This is a genomic window from Skermanella sp., from assembly GCF_059503625.1.
Map to the genome: position 1 here is coordinate 1 of NZ_JCACHA010000678.1, position 12,591 is coordinate 12,591.

The window sequence follows — 12,591 nt, forward strand, 5'->3', positions numbered from 1 at the left end:
CCTGATCGGCGTCCATGCGTCCGACCTCAAGGCCGACCTGATCCACATGAACTGACCGGCCGGAATCTGATGGGCGAGGAGAGGGGGAGCCGGGCGGCACTAGGACGCCCGGCTCGCGAGGTCAGGAGCTTAGGACCGACCAAAGTACGAAACCGTACCGTAGCACTGTTGAAGCTCCTGCCTCAAATCGTGGCAGAGCTGGCGTCAGCGACAGGAGCCAAGCTCAACCTGACTATATTAGAAATGCATCTACACTGAGATTTCAACAAAGAATTAAGTAGGGCTATCGGTATCGGGACGGAGTTCAAGGAGTTCTGCCGGATCGTATGGTCATTGCACCGGGACGATGACGTCATACCCCACCTGAGCACGCGCCAACCTCGGCAACCATCGGGTAGTTTCAGGGAAGGCTACCGTTTCCCGCCAAGGTGTCATGACTGCCGAACCAGTGCTCCGGCCTTCCGCTACTTCCGACATGACACAGCTGGCGACCGGCCTCGTCTGCCCGCGCTGCCGCTCGGTTCTCCTTGAGACGGCCGATGCTTCGCACCTCGTCTGCTCCGGCGCCGCCTGCCGGCGCATATTCCCGGTGGTGGACGGTACGCCTGTCCTGATCAACGACGAGAACAGCGTCTTCGCCATCGCCGACTTCACGAAGTCGCGCAAGGGCGCCGGCATCTCCGTCGAGACCATCATGCTGAGGGGCGAAGCTCCCGCATCGACCGACCGTCTCCGCGCGGCGCTCCGCCGGGCCGCCGAGCGCCTGATCTACTTCTCGGTCAACGCGTCGGACTGGAGTTCGGAAAAGTCGGTCGAGTACGTCGCCAAGGCACTCCCCGCCGCCCGCATCCTGGTGGTCGGCGCCGGCGACAAGCGATACCCCGATCTCCCCAACGTCCGCTACACCTATACCGACGTGATCCTGGGGGAGGGGGCCGACTATGTCTGCGACCTCCACGATCTGCCGTTTCCCGACGAAAGTTTCGACGCCGTCATCGCGGTTGCCGTGCTCGAACACGTCGCCGACCCGTTCCGCTGCGCGTCCGAAATCGCCCGCGTGCTCCGGCCCGGCGGCTATGTCTACTCGGTGACGCCGTTCATGCAGCAGGTCCATATGGGCCGCTACGATTTCACCCGCTTCACCTTCCTGGGCCACCGCCGCCTGTTCCGGCACTTCACCCAGATCAAGGCCGGCATGGCGCTGGGGCCGGCGGGCGCGCTGGCATGGTCGCTGGAGTATTTCTGCCTCAGCTTCTTCACCAGCCCGGCCATCCGGAAATATGTCCGCGTCGGCGTGAAGCTCGCCACCGCTCCGATCAAGTATTTCGACCGCATCCTGGCCAGCCGCGAAGGCGCCCTGGACGCCGCCGGCGGCGTCTATTTCTTCGGAACCAAGGCCGACCAGCCGATCTCCGACCGCGAGTTGCTGAAGTTCTACCGGGGCAGGGACGTCGTCTACGATAAGGAGTAGGCGATTACAGCCCCGATGGGTTCTCGCCGTTGACTACGCCGCGTCCGGCCGAAACCACGGCGCGGCCGATCTCGAAGCGGGACAGGCCGTGGCGCAGCAGCCATCCCAGCATTTCCAGCAACCGCCTCTCCCGCGCCGCGCGGGTCAGCAGGATACGGGCGGCCCAGTAGCGGCGGCCTTCCAGGATCGGCTGGAGCCGCGCTTGCCGGGGGTGGCCGTTCAGCCAGCGGATGACGCGGCTCATCGCCTCGATGTTGTCCATCATGCGCGGCAGCACCATCGCGTCCTCGCGCGACAGGCTGGTCGGGATATTGGCGATCACGGTATCGGGCTCGCTGGAAAAGCCTATGCGGCGGGCAGCCGTGACCGCCCGCCAGAACAGTTCGTAGTCCTCGCAGGTCCGAAGATCGGTCGGGAACAGGCTGTCCAGCCGGTCCAGCAGGGTGCTCCGGATCGCGACGCTCGACGTCTTGATGTGCCAGCCGCCCATCAGCGCTGCCGGGTCGCAGCGCTCCTCCACCGTCAGCACCGGTTCCGGCATGCCGCCGGCGGCCAGTTCGAAATCATGGACGCAGCGCGAGTGGACGAAGTCCAGCGCATCGTCCGCTGCGATCAGGGCGGCGGCAGCGGCCAGCTTGCCGGGCAGCCACGTGTCGTCCGAGTCGAGCAAGGCGATCCAGTTGCCCTCAGCCGCCCGGATGCCCCGGTTGCGCGCCGCGGCGGCACCCTGGTTGGGCTGACGCAGGTAGCGCACGGGTATGCCGTCCCGGATCAGCGCTTCCACCACCTGGGCGGTATCGTCGGTCGAGCCGTCGTCGACTACGACGATCTCATGCGCCGGATATGTCTGGTCGTGGACGGAGCGTATCGCTTCCGCCAGATGCCCCGCCCGGTTATGGGTCGGGATCACGACGCTGAACCGGGGTGCTTCGCCGTTCACTGCCGGCGGCTGCGGGCGCAGCACCGCAGCGGTCCTCGACGGCGCCTCGTTCTCCTTCACCGACAGCGCTCCGCGCAGCCGGCTGACATCCCAGCGCAGCCGGAACCGCTCCCGCTCCGTACCGCGAAGGCTTGCCCTCATAAGGCCGATTTGTTTTTCACTCCACTGGCGGACGATCCAGCGCGGATAGCCGAACAGCCGGGCATCGCTTCTTCCTCCTGTCGCCAGTTGAAGCATCCGCTCCCCCCGCCCGTAGCGGTAGGCGCGGCGCAGGATCCATTCCTGCGTCATGCTCGCGGCAGCGATCTGGTGCTGCACCACCGGCGCCGGGCTGTGGGCACTGCGGAAACCCAGGCTCTCCAGCCGCAGGGTGAATTCCGTCTCGCTGCCCATGGCGTAGGCCATGGTTCCATCGGGACCGATCCGTTCGTCGAACCTGTGTCCCGCATCGAATACCCGGCGCCGCACCGCCATGTTCGGTCCCCAGACGCAGCCGGCCCGGATCGGTCCTTCCGTCCAGGCCGGGTCGGTCGTGGCGTAGACCGGTCCCAGCGGCACCTCGCCCAGCAGCCAGTCCGGCGGATCCATTCCCCAGCGCGGCACGATCCGCCCGCCGAAGATGTCGAACTCCGGAAGCCGGTCCGCCGCCGCCGCCCAAGCGGTCAGCCAGTCGCCGGATGCCACGATGTCGTCGTCGGTCAGCACCACCAGGTCGCCTTCGACGGCTTCCAGCCCCCGGTTGAGCGCCCGGTTCTTGCCCTTGGCCGGCTCGGTCAGCACCGTCAGGGGAAGCAGCCCGGCGGACGAGCGCAGCAGGTCGCCGCTGCCGTCGGTGCTGCCGTTGTCCACCGCCACCAGTTTCCAGCCGCCCGGCGGCGGGACGAGCCTTGTAAGCGAATCCAGCATCTCCGGCAGCGTATCCGCGCCGTTGAAGGTGGAAAACAGAACCGTGATCATGAACCCAGCGCCATCCTCAGATCGTCTTTCAGGCGGTCCGCCAGTCGGGGCGCCCGCGCTTCCCGCATCGTCTCCACCTGATCCCTGTAGCGGACCCGGTTCCATAACCCGCTGCGGATCAACTCGGCCAACTCCTCCGCGTCGCGGCAGAGATGGCCGATATCGCCGAACCGGTCGAACAGGTCGCGGAAGATCGGCAGGTCGAAGGCCAGGATCGGACGCGCCAGCGCCAGCGCGTCGGCCAGAACCCCGCTGGGCGAGTAGCGGTAGTGTTCGGCCCCGTAGGGCATGCAGACGTAGTGCATTCCCGCCAGCCGCTCGACATAATCGGCACGTCCGACCTTGCCCGCCGCAAGCGGCTTCGTCGCCAGCACGCCCAGGTCTTCGCCCGCCATGTCCGCTCCCAGCCGGCCGACCGCGTGGAACTCCGTCTCAGGTCCCGCCGCGCGGCGCGCGATGTCCAGGAATGCGCCGAAGCCCTTCTCCGCCGAAGCAGCACCCATGAAGCCGATCCGGACAGGTGTTTCCAGGTCCCCGCGGCCCTCCAGCGAGGCCTCGACCGAACTGACCGGATGAGGCAGCAGCCGGACGTCGAGCGGGTTCAGCCGGGGCAGGGTTGCCAGCAACTCGCCCCGGATCGCCGGTTCCATCACGAAGTAGCGGACCGGCAGCCGGCTCGGCAGGCCCATCGCCGTGCGGAGATCGGTCAGCCGCGTGAGCGGATTGCGGGACCTCCAGGACCACAGCACGGTCAGGTTGCCGTGAAGCACGATATGGACGCTCCGGACACTGGTCCGCAGGCCGCGAACCTTCAGCGCGGCGATCAGCGACGGGCAGGAGCTTGCCAGGATCAGGTGCGATCCGGCCGCCTCCTCCAGCAACCGGCCGACGAAGCCGGCATCTTGCCGCAAACGCTCCTTGAAGCCGGCATCGCGCGGCGGCAGCCGGGTCTCGCGGAATTCCACCCGGGCGCCGTCCTTCGGGTCGATCAGCGCCCGGATCAGCGCGATGTGCCCGGCTTCGCCCCAGAACCGCACGCGCTCGCCGGGAAAGGCGCGCACCACGGTTTCGAGCAAGCCGGTATTTACCGGAACGTGCTCGTCGCCCCAGATGATCGGTTCGGTGACGGTGATCATGTCGGTGTTCGGCCGGGATTCCGCAGTGTCGTCAATTTGCCGGGACCGAGGCGGATGCCGGGGCAGGCGCATCCGCCGGCCGCAGGAATCCTCCGCGCCTGACCCGGCCCGCCGGCTGTACCGCCGTCCGCTCCGCCTTGACCAGGATTTCCCGTACCAGCGCCACGATCACGACCGACAGGAAGAACACCGAGTAATAGGCCATCGACAGGGCGGCACCGGCGACGAAGTAGCTGATGAAGCTGACCTGCATCATCCGCCCCAGATGCCATGCCCATTCGAGTTCCGGCTTCCCCTTGCTCAGGCGGATGATCGACCGGGTGTTCAGCCATCCGACCACGCCTATACTCAAGAAGATCATCAGCCCGATCGGTCCCTGGTCGCCCAGCACCTGGAAATAGATGCTGTGCGCCGCCCGCTGCGGCCGTCCCGGAACGTATTTGTGGAAGACCGCGCCGACCTCGGTCGTGGCCAGGCCTCCACCCAGCAGGGGCCGGTCCTTCGCCACCCGCATCGCGTAGTTCCAGGCGTCGAACCGCCCCTGGACGGAGTCGTCCTTCTGGTAGTTCTCGATCGTGCCGATCCTGTCCTTCCAGCTCGCGGGCATCAGCGAGACGGCCGGGACGAAGCAGGCAAGCAGCAGGACCATGGTCATCAGCTTGCCGGAAGAGCGCAGCCAGAACACGAGGGCGGTCACGCTCAACGCCAGGAAGCCGCCGCGCGAATAGCTGCCGATCACCGAGATGATGGTCAGCGCCATCGCCATCATCAGGCCGATCTTGATCAGCCGGTTGGCGGTCGTGACCCGCAGGTAGTTCATCATCGGGATGATCATGCAGCAGGCCAGCGCCAGATGGTTGCGGTCCTCGATGATCGATTCCGGCGGACCCAGCACGGTATAGGCGCCGCCGTTGGCGATGGTGAAGCCGCCGCCCTTGACCCCGAAATAGCCGATCGACAGCACCATGATCCAGATCAGCGCCTGGATGCGGACCTGGGTGCGCATAACGGCCATCACCGCCAGCGCGAAGACGAGGTTCTTGATATGCAGGTCCCAGTGGAACCAGGAGTTCGCCGGCGCCAGCGAAGTCATCGTCGTCAGCGTCATCCAGGCCATGAACAGCATGATCATGACGGTGGCGGAGTTCATCGGCAGGCGCTTCGGTTCCCGCGATACGACCCAGGCGATGAAGGTGATGACGACGATCACCAGATTGAGCTGAAGCGTGTAGGTGAAATCCCAGGTCAGCCGGTGCGGGCTCATGATCGCGATCCAGGCCCATGTCAGCACCCCGATCGAAGGCATCGTCAGGGACAATACCGCAAGGACCAGAAAGACCATGAACAAAATGAGGGAGCGCATTCAGTCCCCGCCTGCCGGAATCAACATAATCTATACAATTCGCGGGAAAGATTATCGAATGTTCGGACTTGAGCCGCAACACTGCGGTCATTTACGATGTTCAGACCCGTAAGGGTCAATTCGAAACTGGAAGTACGCCCATTTCGCCCAAGCGGCCCCATTTGACTTTTTGCATAGGGATATATGGGGTGTGTTTCATGCCGCATGGCAATATCCTGGGACCTTCCCGTCACCAGCCCCGGGTTGGCCGGCGGGTGCTGCGCACTATCATGGGATCAGGCCTGAAGTAATGGGGCCGAAAGGACTAAGGTTGACTGGGTTTGCTTCTTCGACGATCGATCAGGCCAGGGCATCGCGGCCAGGATCTCCCGCCGAGCGGCCGGAGGGTGCCGACGCCATGAAGGTGCTCATCCTGTCCTGGTATTTCCCGCCGTCCAACACCATCGGCGCGATCCGGGTCGGCAAGCTGGCCAAGTACCTGATGCGGCGCAATGTCGACGTGCGGGTCGTGACCGCGCGCGAACCCGACCTGTCGAAGACGCTGCCGCTGGAGATCCCGGCGGACCGGGTAACCTGGACCCGCGCCATCGACGTCAACCGCCCGATCGACGTCGTCGGCAACCTGCGCAACCGCCTGCTCCGCCGTGCGCCCAAGCCGGGCGGCGGGGCGGCACCGGGAGCATCGTCCGGTGCGGCGGGCGGCGGACGCGGCTCGCTGGTGGGCCGGGTGCTCTCGACTGTCAGCGATTACTACCTCAACCTGTCCAACCTGCCGGACCGCTATGTCGGCTGGCTGCCCTGGGCGATCGCGGGAGCCAGGCGCACCTGCCGCGACTGGAAGCCCGACCTGATCTACGTCACCGGCCCGCCCTTCACCGCGTTCCTTGCCGGCCATCACCTCAGCCGCAAGCTGGGCGTCCCGTGGATCGCCGAGTTTCGCGACCGCTGGGCCGACGATCCCTATTTCGAAGCACCGGACTGGCGCATGGCGCTGCTCGACCGGATGGAGCGCCGGGTAGCCGGCAGCGCCAGCGGCATCGTCACCGTGTCGGAACCCTGGAGCGCGTTCTACCGGGCGAAGTACGGCAAGCCGGTCGCGACGATCTACAACGGCTACGACCCGCAGGACTTTCCGCTCCAGCCGGATCCGCCGCCTGCTACGCTGCCGTCATCCGGATCGTCGCCCGACCTGACCATCACCTATGCCGGCGTTCTCTATTCCGGCCGCCGCGACCCGTCCGCGCTGTTCGAGGCATTGGCCCTGCTGGGACCCGAGCGCCGGCGCATCCGGATCGAGTTCTACGGCAGCGACCCGGGACTCGTCATGCCGCCGGCCGAGAAGGCCGGGGTCGGCGACCGGGTGACCGTTCACCCCGCCGTTCCCTATAAGCAGTCGCTCGAGATCCAGCGCCGGTCCGACGTGCTGCTGCTCCTGCAATGGAACAACCCGCGCGAGCAGGGCAACGTGCCTGCCAAGCTGTTCGAGTATTTCGGCGTTCTCCGCCCGATCCTCGGCATCGGGCTGGAGGACGGCGTTCCCGCCCGCCTGATCCGCGAGCGTCAGGCCGGCTTCTTCTCCAACGATCCGGAAGCGATCGCGAACCAGCTCCGCCGCTGGCTGGCGGCCAAGGACGCCGCCGGGGGCAGGCTGCCCGGCCTCCCGCCGGCCGCGCGCGAAGGGCTGTCGCGCGATATCCAGTTCGAGCGCCTGCTGGACTTCTGCATCGAGGTGACCGAGCCGGTGGCTGCCCGGCGCGTCAGCAACTGCGGCGCCCCGACCTGAAGGGCCGGTAGCCTCAGGCCTCGGCCGGGGCTGCTCCGATCCCGGGGCCGCCTGCCTTGGCATGAGCATCCCTGATCGCATCGGCTACCGTGGAGCGGAACCTGACCCGTGGCCGCCGCACGCCATGGGTCAGCAGCGCGCGCAGGACCTGCCGCTGCGCTCCGGCGATATAGACTGCCGCACCCTTGCCGTGCGCCTTGCGCACGAAGCCTTCGATCGTGATGGCGGCTGTAGAGTCCAGCATCGGGACCTCCGACAGGTCGAGCACATAGGCCTTGGGGTGTTCCGCCAGCTGGTCGAGCACCGAGCCGACCGTGGCCGCTGCCCCGAAGAAGAACGCTCCCGAGATCCGGTAGACCATCACGTCGGGATCGCTCGCCATGCCGGCGTCGTAAGGCCGGCGGACACCGGCATCTACCGCATCGGCCCGATCCTCCTCCAGGCGGGGCCGGCCGCTCTCGATCTCGACCGCTTGCGCCATGCGGTGCAGGAACAGCAGCGCGCCGATCCCGAACCCGACCACGATGCCTTCCGTCAGGTCACGGAACACGACCAGCAGGAACGTCGCCATCAGCACCACCGCATCCCCGCGCGATGCCCGCAGCAGCGTCGCGAACTCGTGCTTTTCCGCCATGTTCCAGGCCACCACGGCCAGCACGGCGGCCAGCGCCGGCAGCGGGATGAAGCTGGCCAGCGGAGCCGCCACGAGCATGAACAGAAGCAGGAAGACCGCGTGCAGCATGCCGGCGACCGGACCCCGCGCGGCCGACCGGACATTGGTCGCGGTGCGCGCGATGGTTCCGGTGACGCAGATACCGCCGAACAGCGGCGAGGCAATGTTCGCGACGCCCTGCGCCACCAGTTCGCAGTTCGACCGGTGACGCCGCCCGCTCATGCTGTCGGCGACCACGGCCGACAGCAGGCTTTCGATGGCGCCCAGCAATGCGAAGGCCACGGCGTCCGGCAGGACGGCAAGCGCCTTGCCGGCCGAGAAGGCCGGAAGTTCCGGCAGCGGCAGGGAGTTCGGGATGCCGCCGAACCGGGTGCCGATCGTCTCGACCGGCAGGCCCAGGACCCAGCTTGCCACCGCCGCGGCCCCGACCGCGATCAGCAGGGCCGGCCAGTGCGGCCGGGTGCGCCGGACCGTCAGGATCAGCCCGACCGTGATCAGCGCGACGGCCGCCGCCGCGGCGTTGATCGTCGGCAGCGCCTCCGCCAGGGCCAGGACCTTGGGAACGATGGCGCCCGGCTCCTTGCCCTCCAGGGTAAGGCCCAGCAACTCCTTGAGCTGGCTGGCGAAGATGATGACCGCGATCCCGGCCGTGAACCCGACGGTCACTGGGTAGGGGATGTATTTGATATAGGTGCCAAGCCGGAGATAGCCGATCGCCATCAGGAACACTCCGGACATCATGGTGGCGAGCAGCAGTCCGTCCACCCCATGCCGTTCGACCGTGGCCGCCACCAGCACGATGAAGGCGCCGGCGGGACCGCCGATCTGGAACCGGCTTCCGCCCAGCAGCGACACCAGGAAGCCGCCGACGATGGCGGCGAACAGCCCGCGGTCCGGCGTGACGCCGGAGGCGATCGCGATCGCCATCGACAGCGGCAGAGCCACGATGGCGACGGTCAGTCCGGCGATGGCGTCGGCGCGAAGATCCAGGAGCCCGTAGCCTTCGCGCAGGATGGTGACGAGCTTGGGGGTAAACAGTTCCGCGAAGGTGGGTTCGGCGGGCCGGGCGGCCATGGTCTTGCTTTCTTTTTCCGCTGTGTCGGGGCGCCAATTCAAAAGAGCATGGGATCGGGCAAACCTGCCACGACTTTCGGAGTCGATTATACCAATTGTTGTTAAAAATTGGTATGTCGTCAACGCTGGCAGCTACTTCCCGGATGCTACCTGCTGCCTATTCGATCACTGGACGCTTCTTTGTTGCGAAGCGCGGGAGTTATCGGACAGAGTGCCGAAAACATTGAGTGATAATATGGAACAACTCCTTCAAGACGCTCTTGCATATTGGGAAAGCAAGAGAGCCGGCCGGACGATGCCGGCCCGCCGGGATCTCGATCCACTCCTGGAAGTTCCACACCTTACTCCATGGATCGTACTGGTCGACGTGTTTCGTGATCCACTGGATTTCAAGTTCAGGCTGGTCGGTTCCGGTGTGGTGGACAGGTCGCAGGGAAACCACACGGGCAAGCTGTTTTCCCAGATGCCTGGGTTCGGACCGGGAAACTATCTGTGGACCTACCGGGCCGCCGTCGTCGAAACGAAAGCCCCGATCAGATCCGAGCCTCCCTATGTCGGCCGGGTGCGCAGCGTGCGCGGCGTCGCCAACATCCACCTTCCCTTGTCCGACGATGACGTGGCGGTGAACATGATCTTCACCGTCGTGGCTTTCGACACCGCCCAGTGAAGCCGTCTTTCCGGGTCGCCGTCAGCGCAAGGCGGCCATCAGAAGCGCCGCGGCGGCACTGCCCGCCACCGTCCGCACATGGTTCCAGCCCGTCCATTCGACCAGGTACCGCTGCCAGAGGCGCTCTCCTTCGGCGCTGTGCGGATCGATGCGCGCCAGCTTCTCGTTGCGCGGGACGTTGAACACGGCCGTCACCGCGACCACTCCCAGCAGGTAGGTCCCGCTCCCGGCCAGCAGCCATCCGGCGCGCTCTCCGGCCCAGCCGCCGAAGGCTGTCAGCGCCAGCGCCAGACAGGCCGCCGCCGTCCCGAACAGCGCTCCCATGAACGGCGGCGTGACCGCGACCCTGTTGATCGACCGCATCGCCGCCATCCCCTCCACCGCCGGCAACTGCCCCAGCGCCGTCATCACGAAGGAGGAGAACGCGAAGAACACGCCGCCGACGATCCCGCACCCCAGCGCCGTCATGCCGATCAACCCGGCAAGGACCCCCTCGCTCATCCGCTTCCTCCATGAAGATCATCCGCATCCTCCATGAAGAAAAGACAGCAGATCGTTTTCGGAGCAAGGGGGGTGCGGTTCAGGTCCTTAAATAATCGGCGTCTAAATCATTGTTTCGTCTGGCTGTCCGAAGCATCGTTCCGTGCACTGGCGTGCTGCTGGTTTTCCTGCTCTTTTTTGTCGGCTTTTCGCTCCAGTTCATTGGAGTCGATGAAGAACTTGGCCGCCCAATTGAGATACTCGAAGGTGCCGTAGTCGCCATCCACCGGAAAGCTGCCCTGTACGCCGCCGCGGGTCTCGGACGGGCCGCCCACAGCGACCGTCCTGCGGACGAAGCCGTTGACCCGTTTCGCCGCTTCCAGCCATCGGGTATCGCCGGTGTCCTGATACAGCATCAGCCAGCAATGGGCGATCTGGACCGATCCGGTCAGGCAGACCCAGTCGACGGCCGGCTTCCACCCGGCATTCAGCCTGCCGGGCAGGCGTCCGGTTCCCCGTTCGTCAAGGCACCCGAGCAGTCCTTCGGCAAGCTTCGTCCCGGCCTCCAGGAATGCCGGATCGCGCGAGAACCGCCATGCTTCCAGAATGCCCCGCAGGGCGTAGCCCAGCGTGTGGGTCAGCGGCTGCTGCGGCTCCTCCAGGCAGCAATCCGCCATCCAGCCGTTCGGCTTCTGACGGCCGACGGCCCAGCGGACCTGCGCCAGCGCCGCATCTCCCCAGGTGCGCGACGGGTCCAGCCGCGCGGCTTCCAGCAGCCCCCAGGCCACATGCGTCTCGTAGCTCTTGTCGTTCCGGCTGGCGAAGGGTGTCGGAAAGCGCCGCCAGCAGCCGTCCTCGTCCTGGCTCCCGGCCAGCCAGTCGGCGGCCCTGGTCATGGCCGGCCGATAGGCGTCGCCGAATTCCGCCACGCCGGCCGCCAGCCCCAGCAGGATCTGGCCCGTGTTGAAGGTCACCGGTACCCGAGGCTCCTGGCCGATCGTTCCACCCTGGAAACCACCGTCGGGGAACTGGATCGACACCAGCCAGTCGAGCATCCGGCGTGCCCGTTCCAGCAACGCCGGATCGTTACGCAGCCGGCCCTGTTCGATCATCGTCGGGACGATATAGCCCGTCGTCTCCGGATATGACGCGGACCAGCCGCCGACGAGGCTGTAGTGACGCGCGACTCCGCCGTCCCGCGTAGCCGAGTTGTCCTGCGCCTGACCCAGCCAGTCGAGTGCCGCCGCGACGGTCGCGTCGATCCCCGGATCGGCGACCGCTTCCAGGCCGTCGCGGTCGCGCCGGACCGCCGCCTTGGCCGCCGCCGGCAACCGCTGGAAATCGGCCAGCTTCTTAAGCGGACGCAGCCTGTCTTTTACCGCTCGGGGCACCATGCGGGGCAGAAGATCTTGTACCGGCACCGAAACCATCCTTTTCGTTCGCCAAAAACCCGCGACCGGCGCTGGCCGACTCGGCAGGGTCGCGGTAGATCGTGACACCCTGGACCATCAGGCATTCCAGGCAGGTGAACATATCCGCCGCCCGGATCACCCAGGCCTTGCCCTCGCCGACGGAAATCCACCGCAGGCCGCCGTCGCGCTCCAGATACCGGGTGACGTAATCCCGCACGCCGGTTCCGGTCGGCTTGTCGATCCGGTCGGCGGACACGACGGACGAATGGGCCATGACGGCCACCTTCAGGCGCTCGCCGCCCCAGCCCGTCACCTCGCGCACGACAGGGCTGTCGGGGGTATAGACGGGGAAGGGGAAGCTGTCGCCGCACAGGTCTTCCAGCACATGGTAGAAGGTGACCGGACCCAGGTCGGTGCCCAGGCCCATGATGTAGCCGTCCGCCTCGAGCACCCGCCCCAGCGGCGAATCGGCGTCGAACGCGAACGGCGACCGGTGATGGTCCGCCACCAGCCAGTCGGCGCGGGCGCCCCGCGCCACGACGGAGTGGGTCGGGTGGATGCTTCGGCGGCTTCGCTCGTCGCGGCGCAGCGTCTCGGCGATCTTGCCCATGCCGGTCGGGGTTTCCCGTACGTCG

Annotated in this window: 10 protein-coding genes; 3 read left to right on the top strand and 7 right to left on the bottom strand. The window is 66.5% G+C overall.

All coding sequences use genetic code 11. From position 1 onward, the window contains the following. Window positions 1-475: 475 nt before the first annotated feature. Window positions 476-1,471, top strand: coding sequence for a methyltransferase domain-containing protein (locus AC5JJ6_RS21865; RefSeq protein WP_496044087.1), 996 nt, complete (start codon window positions 476-478; stop codon window positions 1,469-1,471). 4 nt (window positions 1,472-1,475) lie between these two features. Here AC5JJ6_RS21865 and AC5JJ6_RS21870 read toward each other — a convergent pair whose 3' ends face one another. Genes AC5JJ6_RS21870 through AC5JJ6_RS21880 form a run of 3 tightly spaced genes read right to left on the bottom strand, consistent with a single transcriptional unit; the run spans window position 1,476 to window position 5,867 of the window. Next, window positions 1,476-3,368, bottom strand: coding sequence for a glycosyltransferase (locus AC5JJ6_RS21870; protein WP_496044088.1), 1,893 nt, complete (start codon window positions 3,366-3,368; stop codon window positions 1,476-1,478). Further along, window positions 3,365-4,504: a glycosyltransferase family protein gene (locus AC5JJ6_RS21875; protein WP_496044089.1), complete on the bottom strand. Its 1,140-nt coding sequence runs from the start codon at window positions 4,502-4,504 to the stop codon at window positions 3,365-3,367. Before AC5JJ6_RS21875 ends, AC5JJ6_RS21870 begins: the two co-directional genes overlap by 4 nt. 31 nt (window positions 4,505-4,535) lie before the next feature. Beyond that, window positions 4,536-5,867 (bottom strand): putative O-glycosylation ligase, exosortase A system-associated, encoded by a 1,332-nt coding sequence (locus tag AC5JJ6_RS21880; RefSeq protein WP_496044090.1) that lies wholly within the window; start codon window positions 5,865-5,867, stop codon window positions 4,536-4,538. A gap of 397 nt (window positions 5,868-6,264) precedes the next feature. Here AC5JJ6_RS21880 and AC5JJ6_RS21885 point away from each other — a divergent pair, with 397 nt between their 5' ends. Then, complete coding sequence (locus AC5JJ6_RS21885; RefSeq protein ID WP_496044091.1) at window positions 6,265-7,650, top strand: glycosyltransferase family 4 protein; 1,386 nt, start codon at window positions 6,265-6,267, stop codon at window positions 7,648-7,650. Window positions 7,651-7,663: 13 nt separating this feature from the next. On the opposite strand, the gene AC5JJ6_RS21890 is transcribed toward AC5JJ6_RS21885, so the two are convergent. Continuing rightward, a complete protein-coding gene (locus AC5JJ6_RS21890; RefSeq protein ID WP_496044092.1) occupies window positions 7,664-9,397 on the bottom strand; it encodes a SulP family inorganic anion transporter in 1,734 nt (577 codons plus the stop codon). A gap of 235 nt (window positions 9,398-9,632) precedes the next feature. Between AC5JJ6_RS21890 and AC5JJ6_RS21895 the strand changes: the two genes are divergently transcribed. Continuing rightward, a complete protein-coding gene (locus AC5JJ6_RS21895; protein WP_496044096.1) occupies window positions 9,633-10,064 on the top strand; it encodes a PAS domain-containing protein in 432 nt (143 codons plus the stop codon). A gap of 21 nt (window positions 10,065-10,085) precedes the next feature. Here the strand turns inward: AC5JJ6_RS21895 and AC5JJ6_RS21900 are convergent, their stop codons facing one another. From AC5JJ6_RS21900 to AC5JJ6_RS21910, 3 genes are all read right to left on the bottom strand, one after another. Next, window positions 10,086-10,565, bottom strand: coding sequence for an anthrone oxygenase family protein (locus tag AC5JJ6_RS21900; RefSeq protein WP_496044093.1), 480 nt, complete (start codon window positions 10,563-10,565; stop codon window positions 10,086-10,088). 107 nt (window positions 10,566-10,672) lie between these two features. Next, window positions 10,673-11,965, bottom strand: coding sequence for a hypothetical protein (locus tag AC5JJ6_RS21905; protein WP_496044094.1), 1,293 nt, complete (start codon window positions 11,963-11,965; stop codon window positions 10,673-10,675). Beyond that, window positions 11,898-12,591 (bottom strand): AAC(3) family N-acetyltransferase (locus tag AC5JJ6_RS21910; RefSeq protein WP_496044095.1); only part of this gene is annotated, 694 nt, incomplete at its 5' end. The genes AC5JJ6_RS21910 and AC5JJ6_RS21905, both read right to left, overlap by 68 nt.

What these genes read in the sequence shown, in the direction of transcription:
- AC5JJ6_RS21875 (WP_496044089.1), bottom strand. Translation starts at nt 4,504, where the DNA reads ATGATCACCGTCACCGAACCGATCATCTGGGGCGACGAGCACGTTCCG.
- AC5JJ6_RS21865 (WP_496044087.1), top strand. Translation starts at nt 476, where the DNA reads ATGACACAGCTGGCGACCGGCCTCGTCTGCCCGCGCTGCCGCTCGGTT.
- AC5JJ6_RS21890 (WP_496044092.1), bottom strand. Translation starts at nt 9,397, where the DNA reads ATGGCCGCCCGGCCCGCCGAACCCACCTTCGCGGAACTGTTTACCCCC.
- AC5JJ6_RS21870 (WP_496044088.1), bottom strand. Translation starts at nt 3,368, where the DNA reads ATGATCACGGTTCTGTTTTCCACCTTCAACGGCGCGGATACGCTGCCG.
- AC5JJ6_RS21880 (WP_496044090.1), bottom strand. Translation starts at nt 5,867, where the DNA reads ATGCGCTCCCTCATTTTGTTCATGGTCTTTCTGGTCCTTGCGGTATTG.
- AC5JJ6_RS21895 (WP_496044096.1), top strand. Translation starts at nt 9,633, where the DNA reads ATGGAACAACTCCTTCAAGACGCTCTTGCATATTGGGAAAGCAAGAGA.
- AC5JJ6_RS21900 (WP_496044093.1), bottom strand. Translation starts at nt 10,565, where the DNA reads ATGAGCGAGGGGGTCCTTGCCGGGTTGATCGGCATGACGGCGCTGGGG.
- AC5JJ6_RS21885 (WP_496044091.1), top strand. Translation starts at nt 6,265, where the DNA reads ATGAAGGTGCTCATCCTGTCCTGGTATTTCCCGCCGTCCAACACCATC.